Annotated in this window: 22 protein-coding genes and 1 riboswitch; of the genes, 8 read left to right on the top strand and 14 right to left on the bottom strand. The window is 31.8% G+C overall.

Features of this window, described 5'->3' with window-relative positions:
- Positions 1-24: 24 nt before the first annotated feature.
- Complete coding sequence (rsmH, locus tag ACUXZJ_RS06520) at positions 25-921, bottom strand: 16S rRNA (cytosine(1402)-N(4))-methyltransferase RsmH (RefSeq protein WP_088418225.1); 897 nt, start codon at positions 919-921, stop codon at positions 25-27.
- Entirely contained in the window at positions 908-1,381 is a 474-nt protein-coding gene (gene mraZ / locus ACUXZJ_RS06515) for a division/cell wall cluster transcriptional repressor MraZ (protein ID WP_088466424.1), read from the bottom strand. The genes rsmH and mraZ overlap by 14 nt, the downstream gene beginning before the upstream one ends.
- A gap of 603 nt (positions 1,382-1,984) precedes the next feature.
- Between mraZ and ACUXZJ_RS06510 the strand changes: the two genes are divergently transcribed.
- The 4 genes from ACUXZJ_RS06510 to yihA all read left to right on the top strand — a co-directional run bounded on the left by ACUXZJ_RS06510 (position 1,985) and on the right by yihA (position 5,765).
- Positions 1,985-2,443, top strand: coding sequence for a Fur family transcriptional regulator (locus ACUXZJ_RS06510; protein WP_060383286.1), 459 nt, complete (start codon positions 1,985-1,987; stop codon positions 2,441-2,443).
- A 19-nt stretch (positions 2,444-2,462) separates the two neighbouring features.
- Entirely contained in the window at positions 2,463-3,737 is a 1,275-nt protein-coding gene (locus ACUXZJ_RS06505; protein WP_060383892.1) for an adenylosuccinate synthase, read from the top strand.
- Between the two features lie 597 nt (positions 3,738-4,334).
- Entirely contained in the window at positions 4,335-5,102 is a 768-nt protein-coding gene (locus ACUXZJ_RS06500; RefSeq protein WP_063744179.1) for an alpha/beta fold hydrolase, read from the top strand.
- A gap of 39 nt (positions 5,103-5,141) precedes the next feature.
- Positions 5,142-5,765, top strand: a complete 624-nt coding sequence (yihA, locus tag ACUXZJ_RS06495; RefSeq protein ID WP_060383287.1) for a ribosome biogenesis GTP-binding protein YihA/YsxC — start codon at positions 5,142-5,144, stop codon at positions 5,763-5,765.
- A 134-nt stretch (positions 5,766-5,899) separates the two neighbouring features.
- Here yihA and ACUXZJ_RS06490 read toward each other — a convergent pair whose 3' ends face one another.
- The 3 genes from ACUXZJ_RS06490 to gldB all read right to left on the bottom strand — a co-directional run bounded on the left by ACUXZJ_RS06490 (position 5,900) and on the right by gldB (position 7,881).
- Positions 5,900-6,514: a hypothetical protein gene (locus ACUXZJ_RS06490; RefSeq protein ID WP_446196086.1), complete on the bottom strand. Its 615-nt coding sequence runs from the start codon at positions 6,512-6,514 to the stop codon at positions 5,900-5,902.
- The gene (gene gldC / locus ACUXZJ_RS06485; protein WP_446196084.1) at positions 6,507-6,842 is read right to left on the bottom strand and encodes a gliding motility protein GldC; all 336 of its coding nucleotides are present in this window, start codon (positions 6,840-6,842) and stop codon (positions 6,507-6,509) included. The genes ACUXZJ_RS06490 and gldC overlap by 8 nt, the downstream gene beginning before the upstream one ends.
- A gap of 73 nt (positions 6,843-6,915) precedes the next feature.
- Complete coding sequence (gldB, locus tag ACUXZJ_RS06480; RefSeq protein ID WP_060383290.1) at positions 6,916-7,881, bottom strand: gliding motility lipoprotein GldB; 966 nt, start codon at positions 7,879-7,881, stop codon at positions 6,916-6,918.
- 95 nt (positions 7,882-7,976) lie between these two features.
- Between gldB and nadE the strand changes: the two genes are divergently transcribed.
- From nadE to ACUXZJ_RS06465, 3 genes are all read left to right on the top strand, one after another.
- Positions 7,977-8,783: an NAD(+) synthase gene (gene nadE, locus ACUXZJ_RS06475; protein ID WP_060383291.1), complete on the top strand. Its 807-nt coding sequence runs from the start codon at positions 7,977-7,979 to the stop codon at positions 8,781-8,783.
- Positions 8,784-8,880: 97 nt separating this feature from the next.
- A complete protein-coding gene (locus ACUXZJ_RS06470; RefSeq protein WP_063743683.1) occupies positions 8,881-9,510 on the top strand; it encodes a response regulator transcription factor in 630 nt (209 codons plus the stop codon).
- Positions 9,511-9,607: 97 nt separating this feature from the next.
- Positions 9,608-10,552 (top strand): hypothetical protein, encoded by a 945-nt coding sequence (locus tag ACUXZJ_RS06465; RefSeq protein ID WP_063743682.1) that lies wholly within the window; start codon positions 9,608-9,610, stop codon positions 10,550-10,552.
- Between the two features lie 187 nt (positions 10,553-10,739).
- Here the strand turns inward: ACUXZJ_RS06465 and dnaG are convergent, their stop codons facing one another.
- The 4 genes from dnaG to ACUXZJ_RS06445 form a co-directional block, all read right to left on the bottom strand.
- Positions 10,740-12,719 carry a DNA primase gene (gene dnaG / locus ACUXZJ_RS06460; protein WP_060383294.1) on the bottom strand — a complete coding sequence of 660 codons (1,980 nt, stop codon included), beginning with the start codon at positions 12,717-12,719 and terminating at the stop codon, positions 10,740-10,742.
- 187 nt (positions 12,720-12,906) lie between these two features.
- Positions 12,907-14,145: a hypothetical protein gene (locus ACUXZJ_RS06455; RefSeq protein WP_060383295.1), complete on the bottom strand. Its 1,239-nt coding sequence runs from the start codon at positions 14,143-14,145 to the stop codon at positions 12,907-12,909.
- A 960-nt stretch (positions 14,146-15,105) separates the two neighbouring features.
- The gene (locus ACUXZJ_RS06450) at positions 15,106-15,282 is read right to left on the bottom strand and encodes a hypothetical protein (RefSeq protein WP_158447612.1); all 177 of its coding nucleotides are present in this window, start codon (positions 15,280-15,282) and stop codon (positions 15,106-15,108) included.
- 136 nt (positions 15,283-15,418) lie between these two features.
- Positions 15,419-16,399 carry a polyprenyl synthetase family protein gene (locus tag ACUXZJ_RS06445; RefSeq protein WP_060383296.1) on the bottom strand — a complete coding sequence of 327 codons (981 nt, stop codon included), beginning with the start codon at positions 16,397-16,399 and terminating at the stop codon, positions 15,419-15,421.
- A 114-nt stretch (positions 16,400-16,513) separates the two neighbouring features.
- Between ACUXZJ_RS06445 and ACUXZJ_RS06440 the strand changes: the two genes are divergently transcribed.
- On the top strand, positions 16,514-17,374 hold the full coding sequence (locus tag ACUXZJ_RS06440; RefSeq protein ID WP_063743681.1) for a hypothetical protein: 861 nt from the start codon (positions 16,514-16,516) through the stop codon (positions 17,372-17,374).
- Between the two features lie 63 nt (positions 17,375-17,437).
- Here the strand turns inward: ACUXZJ_RS06440 and metF are convergent, their stop codons facing one another.
- From metF to ACUXZJ_RS06415, 5 genes are all read right to left on the bottom strand, one after another.
- Complete coding sequence (metF, locus tag ACUXZJ_RS06435) at positions 17,438-18,394, bottom strand: methylenetetrahydrofolate reductase [NAD(P)H] (RefSeq protein WP_446196078.1); 957 nt, start codon at positions 18,392-18,394, stop codon at positions 17,438-17,440.
- An 82-nt stretch (positions 18,395-18,476) separates the two neighbouring features.
- On the bottom strand, positions 18,477-21,149 hold the full coding sequence (metH, locus tag ACUXZJ_RS06430) for a methionine synthase (RefSeq protein WP_444647864.1): 2,673 nt from the start codon (positions 21,147-21,149) through the stop codon (positions 18,477-18,479).
- Positions 21,150-21,153: 4 nt separating this feature from the next.
- Positions 21,154-22,089, bottom strand: coding sequence for a homocysteine S-methyltransferase family protein (locus ACUXZJ_RS06425; protein WP_145915607.1), 936 nt, complete (start codon positions 22,087-22,089; stop codon positions 21,154-21,156).
- A gap of 197 nt (positions 22,090-22,286) precedes the next feature.
- Positions 22,287-22,403: riboswitch (SAM riboswitch) on the bottom strand.
- Positions 22,404-22,693: 290 nt separating this feature from the next.
- Positions 22,694-23,791: an aspartate kinase gene (locus ACUXZJ_RS06420; RefSeq protein WP_063743679.1), complete on the bottom strand. Its 1,098-nt coding sequence runs from the start codon at positions 23,789-23,791 to the stop codon at positions 22,694-22,696.
- Entirely contained in the window at positions 23,772-24,758 is a 987-nt protein-coding gene (locus ACUXZJ_RS06415) for an alpha/beta fold hydrolase (protein WP_063743678.1), read from the bottom strand. The genes ACUXZJ_RS06420 and ACUXZJ_RS06415 overlap by 20 nt, the downstream gene beginning before the upstream one ends.
- Positions 24,759-25,145: the final 387 nt, after the last annotated feature.

The following is a 25,145-nucleotide window of genomic DNA, read 5'->3' as shown; positions in this document are numbered from 1 at the left end:
AGATCCTAAAGACAATATTTATTGTTATTTTTTTTCAGCTATACGAAGCTTTGCACTTCGAGCTCTATTATTTAGTTTTATTTCTTCATCTGTTGGCACAATAAGTTTATCAATAGCTTTCATGGGTACTTCAAACCTGCCAAATATATCTCGTTCTGGTTCTCCCTCAAACATTCCATTTTTTATAAATCGTTTTACCAAACGGTCTTCTAAAGAATGGTACGAAATAACGCTTAACCTCCCTCCTATATTCAAGATTTCTAATGATTGTTCTAGAAATTCTTTTAAGACTTCCATCTCTTGATTTACTTCAATACGTATAGCTTGATAAATTTGAGCTAAAATTTTATTGGCTTTATGACCTGGTAAATGTTTTTTTAAAACTTGTTTTAAATCTTCTGTATTAACAATATGTTCTGTTTCTCTAGCTTCTATTATTGTCCTAGCTAAAGCTGCTGCATTTTTCAGTTCTCCATATTCTAAAAAAATACGACGTAGATTTATATCATCATACTCATTAACTACAGTGTAAGCACTCAATTCATTTTTTTGACTCATTCTCATATCAAGCGCCCCATCAAAACGAGTAGAAAAGCCTCGTTCTGGCACATCAAATTGATGAGAGGAAACCCCTAAATCTGCCAAAATCCCATCAACTTTTCGAACGTTATGAAAACGCAAAAAGTTTTTGATGTACCTAAAATTTTCTTTTATTAATACAAATCGTGTGTCTTCTATTACATTTGCCCAAGCATCTTCATCTTGATCAAAAGCAAATAACTTTCCATTAGGTCCTAATCGAGCTATTATTTCTCTTGAATGACCTCCGCCTCCAAAAGTTACATCTACATATATGCCATCCGGTTTGATATTCAAACCATCCACTGTTTCTTTTAATAAAACCGGATTATGATATTCCATTGTCATCAAAATTTAAATCTCCCATTACTTCTTCAGCTAAATCAGCAAAATCCATTACTGAATCATCAATAGCTTTTTCATATAATTCTTTATCCCAAATTTCTAATATAGTTACCGCCGAAGACAATACTACATTATTGGTAATATTTGCAAAAACAGCCAAATCTTTGGGTATTAATAGACGTCCCGTAGCATCAATCTCTACCACTTTTACTCCCGCAGTAAATCGACGAATAAAATCATTATTCTTCTTTACAAAACGATTTAATTTGTTGATTTTTTGCATCATAACATTCCATTCACTCATTGGATACAACTCTAAACATGGTTGAAAAACAGAACGTTTTAACACAAACCCTTCCTGTAAAGAAGTAGCCAATTGGCTCTTTAAGGCAACTGGTAACATCAACCTGCCCTTAGCATCCGCTTTACATTCATATGTTCCAACAATGGTATTCAAGGAGTTACGCTTTGTACTGTACAAAGACAAAGATAGAAATATTTTTACCACATTTTACCACAAAATACCACTTTGTTTATAAATTTTAATTTTATAAGAAATACATGACAAAACTCGAAAACTATAATTTTTATAATCTCAGATTTGCCATTAGACTTTTATCACAGACAAAAAGAACTTTGAATCTGAAAGGTGCTCTATTTTTCATCTCCAATTTGGCAAAACTTCATATACGCGATTTTTTTACACCTTTTATATTATTTATACTTTTATTTTTCATCGCAAAATCTCAAGCATCTCAAAAAACAACCTTCTTAATTAACATTCATCTATTTGTTTTTTTAGTATATTGCCATTTGACATGGTAGAGCTTAAGACATTTTGAATGAATAAAAATTTTTCAAAAAAACGGATAAGTATCACCATAGCAAAAGAGAGTCAAAAAAACTGGAAGTAAGTCTTCTATTCGTTTTTACATAAACAGCATTTTTATTTTAAGAGTAGACAAAACCGTCTGTGTATTTTTATTATAGACCAATACTTATAAAAGTAAAAAACCATTATTATCTACAATATGAATAAAAATTTTATCTTTGTGACGTTATGACACAAGTTACATCTGACAACAATAGCCATCAAGAAACGGTAAAAAATGTTTTTACTAGTTATTTAGAAAAAAATGGACATCGAAAGACACCAGAACGATATGCAATCCTTCAGGAAATATATGATAATTCAGAACATTTTGATATAGAAAATCTTTACATCAAAATGAAAAATAAAAATTACCGAGTGTCTCGTGCCACACTCTACAATACTATTGAATTATTATTAGATTGTGGTTTAGTTCGTAAACATCAGTTTGGTCAGAATCAAGCACACTATGAGAAATCTTATTTTGACAAACAACATGACCATATTATTATGACTGATACTGGGGAAGTAATTGAGTTTTGCGACCCAAGAATACAAACGATCAAACAAACTATGGAGGATTTATTTGGAATTGAAATCCAAAATCATTCATTATATTTCTACGCTACTAAAAAGAATAATTCTTAAAATTACAAACAACAACACAATGACTGTAGACTTACTACTAGGATTACAATGGGGAGATGAAGGCAAAGGAAAAATTGTCGATGTATTAACCTCTAAATATGACATTATAGCTCGTTTTCAAGGAGGTCCTAATGCTGGACACACACTTGAATTTGATGGAATAAAACACGTTTTACGTACAATCCCATCTGGTATTTTTCACAAAAACTCGATAAATATCATAGGAAATGGTGTTGTTATCGACCCAGTTGTTTTTCAAAAAGAAATTGAAGGACTTGAAAAATTCAATATGAATATCAAGTCAAAATTATTAATTTCAAGAAAAGCTCATCTTATTTTACCAACCCATCGTTTACTAGACGCAGCTTCTGAAACAGCTAAAGGTAAAGCCAAAATAGGTTCCACTCTAAAAGGTATTGGCCCTACTTATATGGACAAAACAGGTCGTAATGGCTTAAGAGTTGGAGATATTGAAATGTCTGATTTCATTGAAAAGTATCGTTCTCTAGCTAATAAGCACGAGGAGATGATTAAATTCTACGATGTAAACATTCAATACAATCTTCCTGAAATGGAAAAAGAGTTTTTTGAAGCTATAGAAGAGTTAAAAAAACTAACTTTTATTGACAGTGAAGATTTTTTAGCTAAAGCTCAAAAAGAAGGCAAATCTATTCTTTGTGAAGGAGCTCAAGGTTCTTTATTAGATGTTGACTTTGGAACTTACCCTTTCGTTACTTCTTCTAACACCACCGCTGCAGGAGCCTGTACAGGTCTAGGAATTGCTCCCAATAAAATAAAAGATGTTTTTGGGATTTTTAAAGCCTACACTACTCGCGTAGGCTCTGGTCCATTCCCTACAGAAGATTTCGGTACAGATGGAGAAACAATGGCAAAAGTAGGAAATGAGTTTGGATCTGTCACAGGACGCGCTAGACGTTGTGGATGGTTAGATTTAGTAGCTTTAAAATACGCTATTCAAATTAATGGAGTAACCCAGTTAATGATGATGAAAGGAGATGTCCTTTCTGGTTTTGAAACACTAAAAGTTTGTAACGCTTACAACTACAAAGGAGAAACAATAAAACATCTACCCTTTTCTATTGAAGAAGAAAACCTTACTCCTATTTACACTGAGTTTAAAGGTTGGAAGGCAGACCTAACAAATATGAGCACTTTCGAGGAGCTCCCTATAGAATTAAAAAACTATATTCAGTTTATCGAAGAAGAACTAGAAGTGCCTATTATGATTATATCTGTAGGTCCTGACAGAAAACAAACAATTATTAAATCTTAAAATAAAAGAATAGATATCTAAAAAATAAAATTCAACATCTAGTTTATCATTTCAAGCATAGGAGAAGCCATATTATCAACATTATATGACTTCTCCTTTTCGCTTAAACCATTATTTGCTTCATCATAAAAATCATTCTGATACCATTTAAACTTAAAATACACTGGATTAAAAAGTAAAATTCTCGATCTGTTTTTTCACTTTAAAACAACTCGAACAAACGGTTGAGTATATAATTAAAATCATCGTTAGTTCGAACCCAAAGCATATCGAGAACCAACACTAATTTTTATTGCTTTTGTAGGATAGTGTCTAAATCAACATGCGGCTTATCACTCCGATAAGGAGGAATCTCATAATCAACATTATGTAATTTCTCCCTCTGGTCGAAATGAAAAGATTGCGAACTTTTTAGACAGCCTCAAGGCTGAAAAAATAGTATTTATGAGGAACTTTCAAAGTTTAAATGGTACATTTTTTTATTTTTTCCTCTATACACTATTAATCCACCAAGTTAGTTCCTCTACAAAAGATTAATAAAAATTATTTTTTCATTTTTAACCACTATATTTGTCGTATAAAAAACAAGTTAATAAAGTGGAGCACTTAATAGAAGACGGCAAGTATAAATATTTTGAAGCAGGGGAAGGGACTCCAATTGTAATCTTACATGGATTAATGGGAGGTCTTAGTAATTTTGGTGGAGTTGCCGAATACTTTCCTAACAAAGGTTATAAAGTGGTAATACCTGAATTGCCTCTATATACCCAAAATATATTAAAAACAAATGTAAAAGCATTTGCAGTATATCTTAAGAACTTTATAAATTACAAAGGTTTTGACCGAGTTGTCCTTGTTGGCAATTCTTTAGGAGGGCATATTGCCTTATATTTCACAAAACTTTTTCCTGAAAAAGTTTCTGGTCTAGTCATTACAGGAAGTTCTGGTTTATATGAAAGTGCTATGGGAGAAAGCTATCCCAAGCGAGGCGATTATGAATACATTAAAAAAAAATCAGAGGATGTTTTTTACGATCCTGCTGTTGCTACAAAAGAAATTGTTGATGAGGTATATGCAACAGTAAACGATCGCATTAAACTTTTAAAAACACTTACAATTGCCAAAAGTGCCATACGTCATAACATGGCTAAAGATTTACCTAAAATGCACGTTCCTACAGGAATTATATGGGGTAAACAAGATAAAGTAACACCTCCAGAAGTAGCAGAAGAATTTCACAGACTACTTCCTAATTCTACTTTATACTGGATAGACCAATGTGGACATGCTGCAATGATGGAACATCCTAAAGAATTTAACAGAATTCTAGAAGAATGGCTAGAAACAAAAGCAGAGCATAAATAATAACTTTCCCCTTCGTATAAGGGGATTTATTTTGTATATATGAAAATTAATACCGCTGAATTTATCATAAGTAACTCGATTGTTAGTAAATGTCCACAGGAACGTTTACCTGAATATGCTTTTATAGGAAGATCTAACGTAGGAAAATCTTCTTTAATAAACATGTTAACCAATCATAAAAATCTAGCAAAAACATCTTCAAAACCAGGCAAAACCCAACTAATTAATCATTTTAAAATTAACAACAATTGGTTTTTAGTTGACTTACCTGGATATGGTTATGCAAAAGTTTCTAAAAAAACAAAAGAAGTCTTTCAAAAATTCATTACAGATTATTTTGAAAAACGAGAGCAATTAGTTTGCGCTTTTGTATTAATAGATATACGTCATGAGGCTCAGAAAATAGACTTAGAATTTATTACATATCTTGGCGAAATTGGAATCCCTTTTTGTATTATTTTTACAAAAGCTGATAAAATAAGCAAAGGTAAAACCGAACAAAATGTTGCTGCTTATCGCAAGGCATTATTAGCTAACAATTGGGAAGAAATGCCACAACATTTTATAACATCATCATTAGATACAATAGGTCGGGACGATGTTCTAGAGTTTATAGACAACGTAAATCAGGAAATCTTTAAAAACAATGATAATTTTATCTAATAGAAAAGAGATCCAAAAAATCGAAACTCAACATCTAGCCTATCTCTTCTAAAATAGGAGAAATCACATAATATAGATATGTGATTTCTCCCTTTTACCGACATAACAGTATTTTTATCTTTCAGATCGTTTTTTTATTTAAATGACTTAAGCTCCATCTTAAAGAATCCTGTATCTTCATAAACATTACCAATATCATCGTTCCAAAAAACATAAGAATCATTAATAGCTGTTGTTGTGGAAAACTTAAATACTTTACAATGAAATGTTCCTGCTGGCACCGTAATCACAGAATCTATATCTATAACTTTATGTGTTACAACCGCTTTATCCGATCTAGTATATTTCCATTCTTCATTTAACTTAGCATTTTTTTTATAGTTTTTCGAAAAATAATCTTTATCATTATTAGAATCAATCAAAAGAAAATCACCTTCTTGTTTCATTAAATCTACACTAGACCTATGTAATTTACCAAATGTGTCATAAAATCCTCTTGTAACCAAAAACCCTTCTCCATTACAATTACCAAAAGTCATTTTCATTGTTCCTGAATTTATTCCAAATTGAAAAAAATCAAATACAAGTTCTTTTCCCGTTTTCAAAAAAGGTATTGACGACTCACAATTTCCATTACTACTATCAGGTGCTACACCTATATTATTTTCTTTACTACAAGAAACTAAAAACAAACAGATGTAAAATAAGGATAACTTTCTTTTCAAGATTTTCATAATTTTCCTATTCATTTAATTCTAATTTTTCAGCAAAATAATCACAAAAATCGCGCATCGTTGCACTCATTTTTTCATCAGCGGTTGCACGTTCAAAAGTATCTGCCATAGCTACCAATGTCTGATGAAAGAATATCTTCATTTCATCTACAGGCATATCTTTTGTCCACAAATCAATACGCATTGTTTCTTTTACATTGCTGTCCCAAATATTCAGCATGAATGCTTTTGCTTCTTGCTTTTCCACTCCTCCATCTTTTGCTGTCCAATGCAATTTTTCAGGAATATGATTTTCATCTAACGAGATTTCAAACTTAATATCGGATGTTTTTGTTATTGGCATTTTAAATTTTAGAATTTTAGAATTTAATTAACTAAATTCTTATTAAACATTTCATTAAATAATGAGTTAACGACTAACTCTTTACAGGTTTATATTTCGACTTTTTAAAAAGTTCTTTTGCATCTAAAACAAGCATCTTTTGCAGAGGAGTGTCATTCTGATCCATATAAGTACGAACAATCTGCCAACCAATCCACGCTCCTATACGGGCAGGGGTTTGATTATCACTTTCTAGTCCAAATTTAGAAAAGGGTCCTGGCGTTATTAATTTCTGAACTAACATAGGGTTTGTATCATATAACATTTTTTGTTCTATCATAAATCGCCAAATATTTTCATCATTTTCCTCACACCATTTTAACTCTTCTGTAGTATATGCAATTTTATCTTCATCTAAGGTTGTAGGTAACAAAACATCTTTTAAATAAAGTTTCTTTCCTTCATAAATCATTTGTGACAAAAAATCACGATCAGTAGGCGGTTTAACTTTATATAGAGCAAATGCGTCTACTATATCAGGCATCATTTGTAAGGGTTCAAATCTTCTTTTTAAGAATTCAGGGTATTCATAAAAACGATGTGATTTACCTAAATATAATTCTAAAGAAATAATTAACATATTCTTATCGGGAGCATAAATAACTTTATAATCAGGATCCATGTCTTGAATAACTGTATATACTTTAGGTATTCTGGTTTTTGGAAAATAGTATTTTATATATTTAAAAAGAGTTTCTATATTTTTCTTTTCAAGATCAAAATTATCGTATCTCTTTTCCACTTCCTTATATAGTGCTCTCCATTGTGGGTTTACCATCTTTTCGGCTAAAAATTGTTCATCAACTTGAGGAGGAAAGAAAAAAGGATATTTTTGTTTTAAATTGGGTAAATCAGAGGGTTTTGATTCAAAAAAGGCTTTATCATAACGATCTACCACAACATTTACATTCATTTCTTCTGCTTGATCTTTTACTTTTTCGTTTTTTTTACAAGAAAAAAGGGAAAGGATTATAAAAGTTAATGCTATATGTTTCTTCATTTTACTATAATTGTATTAAGATCACCTCAAAACGGTTTATGACGTAATTTTATTATTTTTGCAAATATACATTCGTTTTTAATACTATCCTCACTATGCAAAAAATAAGCACTCTAAATGTAGAAAAAGTAAACACATATATCGTAAATTGGTTAAAAGAATATGCTGAAAAAGCAGGAGTAAAAGGCTTTGTTGTAGGTATATCAGGCGGAATAGATTCTGCTCTAACTTCTACATTATGTGCTCAAACAGGACTTACCACCTTATGTGTAGAAATGCCTATACATCAAACTGAAAGCCATGTAAGTAGAGCATACGAGCATATTCATTTATTAAAATCAAGATTTTCAAACGTATCCGATACACGAATAAACTTGACTCCTATTTTTGAGACATTTCAAAAAGAGGTTCCTACATCGGAAATCGAAGACAAGCTTTATTTGGCTTTAGCAAATACTCGCTCACGTTTACGAATGGTGTCTTTGTATTACTTAGCAGGTTTAAACAGTTTGTTAGTCGCAGGAACAGGAAATAAAGTAGAAGATTTTGGGGTAGGTTTTTTTACAAAGTATGGAGATGGAGGTGTAGACATCAGTCCTATAGCAGACTTACTAAAAAGTGATGTTCGCGCTCTAGCAACTTATCTAGAAATACCGGCATCTATCTTAAATGCAAAACCTACTGATGGGTTATTTGGTGATGACAGAAGTGATGAAGATCAATTAGGAGCCAATTATGACGAATTAGAATGGGCTATGGAACAATTAGAGAACGGAAAAACGAGTAATGATTTTGAAGGCAGAGAAAAAGAGGTTTTTAATATTTACTTACGCTTAAACACCATTAATCAACATAAAATAAATCCAATACCTGTATGTGTAATTCCTAAACAATTCAAATAATTTCTACAAAAGTGTAAAATATTTTCTACAACTGATAATCAAGCCTTTATATTTTTATTTGTAATTTTGTACTTACACAATTTTAAACGAATAATGTATGATAAAGATAGGTCTTGCGGATAATCATCCAGTGGTTCATTATGGTATTAAATCATATTTCAAAGAACATTCTGATATTACATTAGTAGGAATCGTGGATAACTTTGACATGATTGAAGAGATGTTAAAACGAAAAGAGGTAGACATCTTAGTCATGGATATGGAGCTAAATGGGTTAAACAGTATTAATAATATTAAAAACTTATTACAAAATTACCGAAAACTTAAAGTTGTTTTATTTTCTAATTTAAACGAACAAATATATGCTCCCAATGCTATAAAAGCAGGAGTTTCATCATTTGTTGAAAAATCAGAAAAACTAGAAAATCTTGCCTCAACAATCATAAAGGTTAACAGAGGATCTGTTGTTTTTAGCGATGCCGTAAAACGCAATATTGCTTTAATATCAAAGCAATCTAAACCAGAACAACCCTACAGAAAATTATCAAGTCGAGAAATCGAAGTATTACGTTATCTATCCAATGGTAAAAAAAACAAAGAAGTAGCAGAGGCTTTGAATTTAAACGAAAAAACGATTAGCACTTATAAACTCCGTTTATTAGCCAAGTTAAATGTAACCAATCTTGTAGACCTTGTCAATAAAGCTAAAACTTTAGAAATTGTCTAATTCTAAAAATTGGACTTTTAGAATAACTTTTTGAACGATCACAAAAAACTTACAAAAACTCTTATTCATAAATTTGTCTTAACAAAAATAGATAATTATGAAAAAGAGTTTTTTACTTTCTTCTCTTATAGGAAGTACTTTATTAATAGGTTGTTCAAAAGATAACAATACTCCAAGCCCTAGTAGCAACGAAATTACATTTCCAACAGGAAAATTAGCAGTAGAGTTAGGCCATCCTGAAAGCGTTCTTTTTGATGGCAAACAATATTTTTATATTTCAGATATCGGAACACAATTAGCTCCTCACGTAAAAGACGGAGATGGAATGATTACAAAAGTAAATATCAACGGTAAACTAATTTCTAAAAATATTAGTAAAGTTTCTTTAAACGCTCCAAAAGGCAGTGTTCTTATAGGCAATACATTATGGATAAACGACATAGATGAGCTAAAAGGAATAGATATTAATACAGGAGAACTTACCGATCGAATTTCTTTTAATGATCTAGGAATTGACTTAACAATAAAAGGAGGCACAGGATTAAATGATCTTGTTAAAGGAAATGACAATAATACTTTATATGCAAGTATTACCAATAATGGCGGTATTTACAAAGTTAATTTAAAAGAAAAAAGCAAAGAAAAAATAGGTGAAAGCAACTTTGTAAATGGCTTATTTTTAACGGATAATACACTATGGAATTGTGCCTTTGCAAACGGATTGTCATTAAAAAAGTTAGATCTAAATTCTAAAAACAATACTGATGCTCTTAACAGCCCAAATGCTTCAGGAGGTTTAGATGGCATAACTCTTATCAATAATGAATTATATATATCTGATTGGGGTAAAGATTACAATGGATCAAATGAAGTAGGATCTATCTTTAAATATAATCCAACAACACAAAAGAGCGAATTAATAGATCTTACTAATAAAATAGGAAAAAAATACCTTAATGGCCCTGCGGATATTAGCAGTTATAACAACTATTTATTTATACCTGCAATGGGAGAAGGAGCTGTTTATATTGTTAAAATTTAAAATTCCCCGATAAAGGAAAATGTTCGAAAAGTCTAAAATTTCATATTTTATTTTATCCTTTTAATCTCACTAATTAAAATAAAATTTGCCATTTTTGTTTAAATAGACTAAGCTTGCTATTTATTACTTTAAATTAAAAATAAACAAAATAATATTTTTACTTTTCGGACGTTTCCTTCTTAAAAAATTAAGAATAACGAGACATAACACGTCCTAATTTACTAGAAAAGTTACCTACTAATTTAGAATAATCCATTACCGTATATAAAATTTCAGAGTTATCAGCCTGTGGATCAGGCGATAATTGTCCTTTTACTTCTTCTATAATTTTATTTACTAAAAACCATCGTAAACTCAAAATTGTTTCGGTTACATATTGTCCAATTGTTTGATCTTTTAATTTTACATAAATCAATTTAACTTCCCAATTATGCAAACTCATTTTTTCATCTTCCATTAAAATAGAAGTTACCTCTTGTGCTAATTCTGGTGTTAGTTGCATCAAGAAATGCTCAATTTCAAATTTTTCATTTTGATGATAATAATTCATCACTTCATTGTAGATTGCTCTAAATAAAGGATTTGCTAACTCTACTTCGTCTTCTTGAAGGCTTAAATAAATTCGCTGGTAAACTTTGTATTTGCTAAACTCTTTTATTTCTTTTAACTCTCCTTCTGGAGTGGCTTTATAGAGATAATCCGCAAATTCTTCTTCTGCGTTTCCGTAGAGCAAAAGAATTTCTATTATTTTGCGTTCTAGCTGGTATTGAACATCTACTTTTGTTTTGGTTTGCTGATCTTCATTTTTTACAACCGTAAATGCTTTTTGTTCTTGTTTTATTTTTTTATTTGATTCTGTAATATCTTTTTGAATCAATTGTGCTAATGTATTAAATAATACTTCTTCTGAAATATCCATAATACGCGAACATTCTTTTATGTATACTTCTCTTTTAATTCGATCTGGTATCTTGGCTATACTAATAATCATATCACGAATTAAGTCTGCTTTTTTAATAGGATCATTTTTGGCTTCTTTCATAAGAAGAGAGGCTTTAAACTGTATAAAATCCATAGCATTTTCATCTAGATAGCGCAATAAATCATCATGAGGTGTTTTTCTTGCAAAACTATCGGGATCATCTCCATCTGGGAAAGTGCATACTTTTACGTTCATTCCTTCCTCTAGTATTAAATCAATTCCTCTGATCGAAGCTCTTAGCCCTGCTGCATCTCCATCAAAAAGAACAGTAACGTTTTTGGTCAAACGATTAATCAAACGAATTTGATCTGGAGTTAGAGCAGTACCAGATGAGGCTACTACATTTTCTATACCTGCTTGATGCATTTGAATTACATCCGTATATCCTTCACATAAATAACAATTATCTTGCTTAGCTATAGCTTGCTTAGCATAATAGATTCCGTATAAGACTTTGGACTTATGATAAATTTCACTTTCTGGGGAATTGACATATTTAGCTACTTTTTTATCGTTAGTTAAAATACGCCCACCAAAACCTAAAACACGACCGGACATACTTTGTATTGGAAACATAACACGTCCTTTAAAACGATCAAAATGTCTACCATCTTCTTTTGTTATTGTCAACCCCGTTTTGTCTAAAAATTCTAATTTATACCCTTTTTCTAAAGCTTCTTTTGTAAAAACATCCCAGCCTTCTGGTGAAAATCCTAAACCAAATTTTTTAATTGTTTCTAATGTAAATCCTCTTTCTTTAAAATAAGAGAGTCCTATTGCTTGTCCTTCATTGGTATTAAACATTGTTTCTTGAAAAAATTTTTGAGCAAATTCAGACACGAGATACATACTTTCTTTTTCATTTGCTACCGCTACTTCTTCTGTAGATTGCTCCGTTTCTTCAATTTCTATATTGTACTTTTTTGCTAGATACCTAATGGCTTCTGGGTAAGAAAAATGCTCATGTTCCATTAAAAAAGTGACTGCATTTCCTCCTTTTCCTGAGCTAAAATCTTTCCAAATTTGTTTTACTGGAGACACCATAAAAGACGGTGATTTTTCATCTGAAAAAGGGCTTAAACCTTTTAAATTGGTACCTGCTCTTTTTAGTTGCACAAAGTCCCCTATAACCTCTTCTACTCTAGCGGTTTCAAAAACAGTTTCTATTGTATTTTTGGAAATCACGATTAATGTTTTAAAAAAGGTTCAAATATACAATTTTAAAAAAGATCGTCTTATTATATAATAAAACGAATCTATATAAAAAAGAAAACCTTGTTTTTGGATATCGTTTATATAAAAAACCGTTTCTAATAATACCTAAGTATTTTTAACAAAAAAAGGTGTCCTTTTTTTCCGGACACCTTTTTTGTTACTTTAATCTAAAATCTGGTTTTTTTCGCACATCATTACTTTTAAACATATTGATATTACTAATTTTTGTAATACTATTTACTTTGTCCTTTTGCGTAAACCAATCTGATGGTGTTTCTGCTTTTACCAAATTTTCATTCGTAATAACTTCAGTACAATTATTTATAACTGAATTGACTATTTTTATTTGTTTATAATTTTCTTTTTCTAAATATTTATCGTCCATAGCAACAACGCTTGCAAAACCAGAAATGACACATTTATTCATTTCAACAAATGAATCTGTTTTTACGGAAATAGCTTCTTTTACTAATCCCATAGCGTTATCCTCGTTGCTAACCATTGTTACATTATTGAGTTTGATAACTGTTTTTTTACGAGTGGGATCAAAATTTTCTAGTTTATCATAAGTATCTATTTCCATAACTCTTGAACGAGTATTATCTGAAATATAAGGATTTCGTATGGCTATTGAATTACTCATTGTACAAATAGCCCCCATAGAAAAGTCAAAATCATCATCTGCATTTTGAAATGAGATAATATTATTCATATCAAAGGTTCCGCCCACAACTTCTAATCCATCATCCTTAGCCATACTAATTTGGATGTTTTCTATTTTAGTCTTTTTTCCTACGGCTCCTAAAGTCAAACCATTTAACATGGTTTTTTCATTTAATTTTTTTCCTGCAAATTCTATACGTACATATTTCAAAACACCTGAATCACTATTTTCGTTATTCCCTCCAAAAAGATTATATTTAGGGTTTGGATCATAAATAGAAGAAACTATACCTCCATAACGATTAACGGGTGCATCTCCATAAATAATAATACCTCCCCAATCTCCTGATTTTCTATCTGAAGTTCCTTTACTTGATGTAAACACAATAGGATCTGTTTCAGTTCCTTCTGCCTTTATTTTTGATCCTTTAGTAACAATTAAAGTTCCATTAGAGTCAAAATCACCACGCATCACTACACCTGGCTCTAAGGTTAGAGTTGCTCCATTAACTACATATACAGACCCCATTATTAGATAAGTTCCTTTTTTAAGAGTTGTATTTTCCCCTATCTCTCCATTTAATATTCTACTAGGTGCTGCATAATCTTGTGTCTTAGGCTTAAAATTTGTCCAATTATTAAACCAATTGAAATCACCATAAACTCCTTGTACATTTTGTGCTTGACTGGAAGCAAATACTAATAATAGTACACTTAATAACTTTTTTTTCATTTTTTGGGGTTTTATCTATAAAAAATAGTGACAAAACTACTTTTTAGTTTATTAATAAACAACCCTTCTATTAACAAAAAATTGTTAAATAATAATTTAAAAATGTTTTATCTATGAAAAATTATCAATAATTATACCAAATAAGCTAAATTTAATTTAAATCAAATCTTAATACTAAGGAAATATTATTCTGATTAATCATGTTATTCTTAAATGAAGGCGTTATATCATGTTTTAGATATAAACTAATTTCTTTGTAACCTATATAAGTTCCTAAACTATAAACAAATTTATTTACATTAAAACTGCCTTTCTCTTCTAAAATACAGTTATGGTTATTTTCTTTATATCCTATGTTTTGTTTTTAAATTAAATCTTAAAAATCCTCCTATTTCAAAACGAAAACTTTTTTATGTGTGAAAAATATTTTTTCCATTTATTATGGGTGATTTTGAAAAATCTAACTCTAAATATAGAGGAAAAACTAAATTTACGACTTTAAATCTTGAGTCATCTACTGGTTTAGAAAAGTTATCCAGAAACGTTTGATGCTCTCCTTCTATAAAAAACGATTATTTGTTGGTCTTAAATTATTGTACTGAACTGAAAAACCATATTTAAAATGTAATAAATTATACCATTTAAACTTAAGATATACTGGATTAAAAAGTAAAGTTCTCGATCTGTTTTTTTTCATTTTAAAACAACTCTAACAAACGGTTGAGTATTAATTGGATTCATCGTTAGCTCGAACGCGAAGCGCATCAAGAACCAACACTTATTTTTATTGCTTTTGTAGGATAGTCTCTAAATCAACATGCAGTTTATCACTACGTAAGGAGGAGCCTCATAATCAAGATTATGTGATTTCTCCCTTTGATCAAAATAAACTGTGTTTATTTTGAGCATCTCATGTAATCTCTAGCATTTGGGCTATTTCCTGATGTTCATATCCGTCTATCACATAAAGATTAAAACCATCTGTATCCTAATGGTAATTTGTCTATCAAAAACTTGAATAGCTCCTACAGATAATTTGCTTTCAATATCATTGTATGTATCTTCTATTATAGCTTCATCTTCTAGAAATACGACCTCTTTTTTTACTCTGAGAAAAGAAACACATTCATTAACCATTATTTTTCTTATTTAACCTCCAAAACTCCCTTTATGTTCATTTTTTTTAAGATTCATAAAAGCGGTAATGATTCAATTATCGTCTATTTATAATGAGGACAAAAAATTGAAAAAGTTTGTATTGTATTTTAAAAAATTATTTTTTTCTTTCAATTACATAATTAACCATTAAGATCAAGGCTTTTTTGTAATCTGATTCAGGGAAGTCAGCAAGCAACATTAATGCTTCCTCTTGAAATTCAATCATTTTTTTTTCAGCGTATGCAAGTCCATTATTTTCTTTCACGAATGTTATAACTTCTTTTACACGCTTTTTATTTTTGTTATGGTTTTTTATAGAATTAATTAACCATTTTTTTTCTTTGGAACTACATGTATTAAGAACATAAATGAGCGGAAGTGTCATTTTTTGTTCTTTTATATCAATTCCTGTTGGTTTGCCTATAGCTTCTTCTGAATAATCAAAAAGGTCATCTTTTATTTGAAATGCCATCCCTATAAGCTCTCCAAATTTCCTCATTTTTTCTATTAATACAGAGTCATCAGGTCTAACGGAACACGCCGCTAAAGAACAACAGGCCGCAATTAGAGTTGCTGTTTTTTGCCTAATAATTTCATAATATATTTCCTCTGTTATATCTAAGCGACGAGCTTTTTCTATTTGAAGTAATTCTCCTTCGCTCATTTCACGAACCGCAACTGAAATGATTTTTAACAAATCAAAATCTCCGTTATCTATTGAAAGTAACAACCCTTTTGACAATAAGTAATCTCCTACTAAAACTGCTATTTTATTTTTCCAAAGTGCGTTTATAGAGAAAAAACCACGACGGCGATTACTATCATCTACCACATCATCATGAACTAAAGTAGCGGTATGTATCAATTCTATTACTAATGCTCCTCGATAAGTTCGATCTAAAACCCCTTCTTCTGAAATCATCTTAGCAGTAAGAAAAACAAACATAGGACGCATCTGTTTTCCCTTCCTATTTACAATATAGTAAGTAATTCTGTTTAATAATGCTACTTTAGAAGACATAGAGGAATGAAACTTTTTTTCAAAAAGCTCCATTTCCTTAAGTATCGGTTGTTTTATTTGAGAAGTAATATCCATTTAAGGTTTCAAAATTAAAATAATTTCGGTATATAAAAAAGATTTTTTATTAGACTATAATTAAACCTTTTTTTAGTAATTTGGTCTAACCTATAAAACCTAAAACTTTTGATTATGAGAACTAAAAATTTTATCATTGCCTTATTTAGTGCTTTTACTGTACTAATGAGTTGCAACAAAGAAGAAAATGAAAATTTATACACCCCAGAGGTTACTGAGGATGATATGTCTGCTTCAGCAAAAACAGATGCAGCTGTTGAAGATCTTTCAAGTGTTGTACTTGAACAATTGGGAGAACTCAATCTAGCAGCAAGAACAATATCAACAGAAAGACAAACCCCTGCTTGTGCTATAATAAGCGTATCTCCTCAAGCTCCCTACACTCCTGGGCAAGTAATTACCAAAACCGTTGATTTTGGAACAGTAGGTTGCACTATGCCAAATAACAACGTATTAAAAGGGAAAATCATCATTAAATTTACCTATCAGCCTAAATCAACTTCTCATACACTTACCTATTCCTTTGAGAATTTTTATCATAATGGTATAAAAGTAGAAGGTACCAGAACGATTACAATAACAAGAGGTACCTCAACAGCCAATCCTAACGAACACTTAATTTTTAAAATTGACTTAAACCTAACAGTTACTTTAGAAAATGGTAAAACTTTAAAAATAACAGGAACTAAAACAAGAGAAATTATTGAAGGACAAGGTACACCCGAATTATCCGATAATGTTTACCAAATTACGGGTAACTGGGAAACTGTGTTTCCTAGCGGAACAGTAAGAATAGCCAATATAACTTCTCCTTTAATTGTAAAATTAAATTGTCAATATATTGTAAAAGGAATTATTTCTTATTCAAAATTAGACAAAATAGCTGCTACTCTAGATTTTGGAAACGGAGAGTGTGATAATAAAGCTTCCTTAACAATCAATGGTGTAAATTATCAAATCACTCTTAGAAAATAATCATGTACCATAAAAGGATAGATTATTAATTATAATCTATCCTTTTTCTTTTTATCCTAAAAATTAAAAAACCTCCTTAGCAATTGCCTTAATATTTTCAGCTTTACCCATAGAATAATAGTGTAATACTGGAATTCCAGCTTTTACGAGCTCTTTACTTTGAGCAATACACCACTCAATACCAATTTGTTTAACCGCTTCATTGTCTTTTGCTTTCACGACCGCCATGATTAAATCATCAGGCAATTCCAAACTAAAACGATGCGGGATAAGATTCAATTGTTTTTTTGTAGCAATAGGTTTTAGCCCTGGAATAATAGGAACATTGATTCCTGCTTTTCTACATTTTGACACAAAATCAAAAAACTTTTTATTATCAAAAAACATCTGAGTGATGATATAATCTGCCCCATTTGCAATTTTTTGTTTTAAAAAATGAATATCACTATCTAAACTAGGAGCTTCCATGTGTTTTTCAGGATATCCCGCCACTCCTATACAAAAATCTGTGGCATTTGTATTTTGTAAATCAGCATCGAGATACTTTCCATTATTCAAATCACTGATTTGTTTTACCAATTCTGATGCGTATCCGTTTCCGTCCTTTTCTGGTTTAAAATAAATTTCGCTTTTCACGGCATCGCCACGTAACGCTACTACATTATCAATTCCTAAAAAATCAAGGTCAATCAATAAATTTTCTGTATCTTCTTTTGTGAAACCACCACATAAAATATGCGGTATAGCATCAACATTATATTTGTTTTGTATGCCAGCACAAATCCCTACAGTTCCTGGACGTTTTTTTACAATTTTCTTTTGCAACAAACCATTGCCTAACTCCTTATATTCATATTCTTCGCGATGATAGGTAACATCAATAAAAGGTGGATTAAATTCCATTAACGGATCAATCCCATCAAAGATACATTGAATGTTTTGTCCTTTTAATGGCGGTAAAATTTCAAAGGAAAATTGCGTTTTCCCACTCGCTTTTGCTATATGTTCTGTTACTTTCATAAATTTAAGTCTTAAAGTCGAAAGTCGAAAGTCGAAAATCACATTATACGTTATGATTTTAGACATTTGACTTTGGACTAATTTAATCTGCTATATTAGGTGCCAACCATTTCGTTGCTTCTTCGACTGAAATCCCTCGTCGTTTAGCATAATCGCATACTTGGTCTTCTTTTATTTTACCAAGCCCAAAATACTTACTTTGTGGGTTTGCAAAATAATAGCCTGAAACGGATGCAGCAGGCCACATTGCCATACTTTCTGTGAGTTTAACCCCTATGGTTTCTTCTACTTTTAGCAACTCCCAAATGATAGGCTTTTCGAGATGATCTGGACAGGCAGGATATCCTGGTGCTGGTCGAATTCCTTTATAATTTTCTTTGATTAATTCGTCATTAGTCAAATTTTCATTTGCATCATAGCCCCAAATTTCTTTACGAACTTTCAAATGAAGATATTCTGCAAAAGCCTCGGCAAAACGATCACCTAACGCTTTAACTAAAATGGCATTGTAATCATCTAATTCCTTTTCAAATTCGGCTGCTTTTTCATCAACACCAAAACCCGTAGTTACACAAAAACACCCTATATAATCTTGAATTTCTTCAATTGGCGCTATAAAATCAGCTAAGGCTATATTAGGAGCCCCAACCGTTTTTTGTGATTGCTGGCGAAGGGTTAAAAATTGAACCAATGGTACCCCTTTTTCATCAGACACTAAAATATCGTCATCATTGATTTGATTTGCGGGATAAATTCCCAAAATTCCTTTAGCAACAAACCATTTTTCCTTTACAATTTGGGATAGCATTTCTTGTGCATCAGCAAACAATGCTGTAGCTTGTTCTCCCACTACTTCATCTTTTAATATTGCTGGAAACTTACCATACAATTCCCAAGATTGAAAAAACGGTGTCCAGTCGATAAAATCAACTAATTCTGCTAAATCCACTTCAATGGTTTTATTACCTATAAAGTTTGGTTTAACAGGTTCATACACTTTCCAATCGATTTTCAATTTATTTTGGCGCGCCTCTTTAATTGATAAGAAATTCTTCTCCCGACTTCTGTTCAAATATCCTTCTCGTAAGATATTGTATTCTTCACGCAACGATTTAGCATAATTTACTTTAGTCTCCGTTTGCAACAAATTAGTCGCCACAGTTACCGCTCGAGAAGCATCATTTACATGCACGACTGTTTCTTTATACTCTGGTGCAATTTTCACTGCTGTATGTGCTCGAGAAGTTGTTGCACCACCAATCATGACTGGAATTTTGATATTTAGTTTATCTAGTTCTTTCGCTAGATAGACCATTTCGTCTAACGAAGGGGTAATCAAACCACTTAAACCAATAATATCTACATTCTCTTTAACAGCAGTTTCAATTATTTTTTCTGGTGGCACCATTACCCCTAAATCGATAATTTCAAAATTATTACAGGCTAATACTACCGAAACAATATTTTTACCTATATCATGTACATCGCCTTTTACTGTTGCCATCAACACTTTTCCAGCTGATGAAGAACTTCCATCTTTTGATGCTTCAATAAAAGGTAATAAATAGGCAACGGCTTTTTTCATTACACGAGCTGATTTTACTACTTGTGGTAAAAACATTTTTCCGCTTCCAAATAAATCACCCACTACATTCATTCCGTTCATCAAGTGATTTTCAATCACTTCAATAGGACGAATTACTGTCAAACGAGCTTCTTCAACATCAATCTCTATAAATTCATCTACACCTTTGACTAATGAGTGTGTTAAACGTTCCTGAACAGAACCTTGTCGCCATTCTTGTCCTGATCTTTCTGCGGTTTTAACTTCTCCTTTTACACTTTCGGCAAAATCCAAGAGACGCTCTGTTGCATCGTCTCTTCTATCTAAGATAACATCTTCGACGTGTTCAAGTAAATCTTTTGGGATATCATCATAAATGGTCAACATTTCTGGATTTACAATTCCCATGGTCATTCCGTGTTGAATGGCATGATACAAGAAAACAGAATGCATGGCTTCACGCACTACATCATTACCACGGAATGAAAAGGATACATTACTCACCCCACCGCTAATGTGTGCATGCGGTAAATTTTCACGCACCCATTTAGTGCCTCTAAAAAAATCTAAGGCATTTAATCGATGTTCTTCCATTCCTGTGGCTACTGGGAAGATATTCAAATCAAAAATAATGTCTTGTGGTGGAAATTTTACTTCATTAACTAATATATCGTACGATCTTTGACAAATTTCGATACGACGTTCATAATTATCAGCTTGGCCAATTTCGTCAAAAGCCATTACAATTACTGCCGCTCCATATCGTTTAATCAATTTAGCATGGGCTACAAAGGTATCTTTTCCTTCTTTCAAAGAGATTGAATTTACCACACACTTGCCTTGAACCACTTTAAGTCCTGCTTCGATGATTTCCCATTTTGAACTATCAATCATTATGGGAACTCTTGAAATATCTGGCTCAGCGGCAATGAGATTCAAGAATCTAGTCATGGCTTGTACGCCATCTAGCATTCCTTCATCCATGTTAATATCTATGATTTGAGCACCACCCTCAACTTGTTGTCTGGCAATTTCTAGTGCTTCATCGTATTTTTCTTCTTTTATTAATCGAAGGAATTTTCTTGAACCTGTTACGTTAGTACGTTCCCCCACGTTTACAAAAACACTAGTAGGCGTAATTATTAAAGGCTCTAATCCTGACAATAGTAAGTTTCTTCTTTCCTGACTCATTGTATCAATCTACTACTTGTGGGGTTCTAGGCTTGTAATTTTTAGCAATTTCTGCCATTAACTTGATGTGTTCTGGAGTTGTCCCACAACAACCTCCAATTATATTTACTAAATTTTCTTCTAAATACTCTTTTATAAATGCTTGTGTTTGTTCTGGCGATTCATCATATTCTCCAAAAGCATTAGGCAATCCAGCATTAGGGTGCGCCGAAACGTTGAATGACGTATTGTGTGCTAGTGTTTTTAAATACGGTTTTAGCAGGTCAGCTCCTAAAGCACAATTAAAACCAACGCTCAATAACGGTATATGTGATACAGAAATCAAAAATGCTTCGACAGTTTGCCCAGACAAAGTTCGTCCTGAAGCATCTGTGATTGTTCCAGAAACCATGATTGGCACCTCAATATTACGTTCTTCTTTAACTTCTTCAATAGCAAATAAAGCTGCTTTAGCGTTTAGTGTATCAAAAATTGTTTCTACTAATAACAAATCGCATCCTCCATCTAAAAGGGCTTCTACCTGCTGTTTATAAGCTATCCGCAAATCATCAAATGTTACTGCTCTATAACCAGGATCATTAACATCAGGCGACATGGATGCTGTACGGTTTGTAGGACCAATGGAACCTGCAACAAACCTTGGTTTATCTGTAAATTCATCTGCTACTTCACGGGCAATCTTTGCCGACTGGTAGTTTAGCTCATACACTAAATCTTCCATGTGATAATCTGCCATTCCGATGGTTGTTCCAGAGAATGTATTGGTTTCTACAATATCAGCTCCTGCCTGAAAATACAAACGATGTACCTCTTTAACGGCTTCTGGCTGTGTTAAAGAAAGTAAATCGTTATTTCCTTTTAACGGATGTGGAAAATCCTTGAAACGATCACCTCGAAAATCTTCTTCCTCAAATTTATAGCGTTGCAACATGGTTCCCATTGCGCCATCGAGCACAAGGATGCGTTGCTTTAAAATATCTTGAAGGAGCCCCCTAGCCCCCAACGGGGGAACAGCGTCTAGTTGAAAATTACTCATATTCTTTCTTATCATTCTAGTTGAATGGTATACCATTGAAATTTTGACTACAAAAAATTGCTCATGAAAGATGTTATCCTGAAGTGGGAGAAAAAAAACAAAAGTTATCTTTTCTATATATTAAATCAATTATATACAGATAGAATGTAGCACCTTTCCAAATTGGGAGGTTGCTAAGCGTTCGTTGGGTCTATTCCCTCCCGCTTTCTTGATAACAACAATAAACTTATGAACAGGGCAAAGATAACTCGTACAATTTTAAAAAGAAAATTATTCCGAATTTTACTAATTATCCTTAAATTTAATTATATATTTTCTAATAAATCACATTATAAGAAAATAATTTTTAGCATTAAAAAACAAACATGAATTATTTACAGCAAAAACACCGTAAGCGTTTCATGTTTAAAAGTTAATTAAAACACAAATTGACATTCTTTTTTACGAATCAGTATTCCTAAATCATTAAATCTTCATACGCTTTCACATTGAAATTGAAACCATAAAACTAAACCTCAACGCCCTCTCTTACTTTGAGTTGTTCCGCTACTTTAAGTACATCAGCTAAAACACCACGAGCGGTTACTTGCTTACCAGCACCTGCACCTTGTATGACCATAGGAATAGCTCCATACGAATCCGAATAGATTTCGATTAAATTATCAGCTCCACGTAATTGTCCCAAAGCTGAACTGGCTGGAACCGAAACTAATTTGACCGACAATTCTTTTTTCAAAACATCAAAATCACCCACATAACGCAGTACATTCCCTTCTTTTTCTACAATTTTTTTATTTTCAAATACTGCATCCAAAAGCACTTTTGATTTATTATAATGCTTTACAGGTAAAGTTGCCATCTCCTCCGATACAAGCGATTGAATTTTAATATCTGAAAATTCAAAATCATAGCCCAACTCACGAGCAAGAATGAGAAGTTTACGAGCGACATCATTTCCACTCAAATCCTCACGAGAATCAGGTTCTGTCAAGCCAGCTTGTTCAGCGTCCATTAAAATTTTCGAAAAAGAACGGTCTTCCACTCCAAAACGATTAAAAACATAGCTAATTGTCCCCGAAAAAACGCCTCTGATTTTAGTAATTTTTTCTCCAGCTAAATGCAAATCTTGAATCGTTTGAACGACTGGTAAACCAGCTCCTACATTGGTTTCATAAAGAAAAAGCCTATCAAATTTCTTTAATTGACGACGTAATTCTTTATAAAAATCAAAATGAATTGTATTTGCCTTTTTATTGGCAGAAACTATGTGAAATCCATTTTGAACCAAAGGAATATAACGTTTTATAATATCTGAACTTGCAGTTGCGTCTACTACAATTAAGTTTTCCAATTCATTATTTATCACATAATCAAAAATAGCATCCAAATGAAAAGGGACTGCATTCTTAGAAAAGTCGGCTTCCCATTGATTTCTAACTCCTTCTTTTTCATAAAAAGCAACTGTAGCATTCGTAATTATAGGAATCCGTAAATCGATATTACGTTGTTGTAGAAAAAACTGCTGACTTTCTAATACTTGTTGGATGAATGTACTTCCTACATTTCCTATTCCAAACAAAATAACATTAACTCTGATAACTGACATTTTTAGTTGTTTTTAAATTAAAAATTGGCAATAAAAGTTGCCCCAATTGTTCATATTCTATCAAAAAAGCATCATGCCCATGAACGGAATTAAGGGTATGAATAAAAAGTTTTTCATATTTTGTACTAAAGCGCTGATGCAAATTCATATTTTCATAAGCCATAAAAAGCCCATCAGAATCAATAGTTATTTGATGAATCACCGCAGTGGTTTCTTTAAAAAAAGATTCAAGAGCAACATCGTCAACAAATTGCCCAATTGTTTTCAACAAATGATTCATTAATTTATAAGCCGAGAGGGAAAAACGCATTCCTAATGTTTGCCCATGAAAATCCAACCACTTTTCGACAGCATACATCCCTTTAATTTGTTCTTTTTGAAATTTCAAATCGATAGCTAGCGGGCTACGATAAAGCATCATAGCCAGTTTACGAGCATCTTCAACAGGAAAAGCAGAATGGTTTAATATATCATCTTGAATTTTCACCTGAGCGATTAACCAATCATTAGCTTTATAATTAGATGCAATAGGAATTACATATTTTATGGCCTTAGGCCTCAAAAAAGCCATTTCCCATACAATACCACCTCCTAAACTCCCACCTATAAGCGCATAAACTTCATGAACACCTATTGACTCTAAACCCTCCCAAAATAATTTTGCAATATCTTGAGTAGTAAAATCTTTATAATTTTGAATCAAACTCCCTTGCTGATACCCATTACCAATTATATTAAAAGCAACAACAGAAAAAAATTGAGTATCGATTACTTTATCTAGCCCCACTAATGACTTCCACCATCCTTGTTCACCAGCAACATTTGAATTCCCCGTTAATGCGTGATTGACCACCACAACGGGCGCTGTACCAAGTGGCTGACCAAAAACCTGATAGGATAATTTTAGAAACGGAATGGTTTTCCCAATTCCTAATTTATAATTAAAGACATCAATTTCATTTAACATTTGACTAATCGTTTTACGTTTAAATAATACACTACTTACGGATAAAAAAAAGCCCTTTTGAAAGTATTACCAAAAGGACTTATAAACACAAACAACCAAGATTTAAGTCTTTATATACTGGTAATAGCTAGGTGCCGCACAACAGCACATCATAAAGTAGCAACACATCGCTTTTTTTATTGTTAACATCTCTTATTCTTTTAAATTATGCACAAAAAAACCTCTGCGAGGCAGAGGTTATAGAAATCACAAATACTTATGCAATACTCACCCCTGCGGAAACTTCCACATCATAAAATCCATATTGCAAATTGTTGTACTCATTTTATTTTTTATTTTTTTACACAGGACAAACTTAGACGCTTTTTCTGTGTAAATAAAATTTTC

It is taken from the genome of Flavobacterium sp. TN-1 (assembly GCF_052828645.1).
Note: the sequence above shows the minus strand (reverse complement) of the source record. Positions and strands in the feature narration are given on the sequence as shown.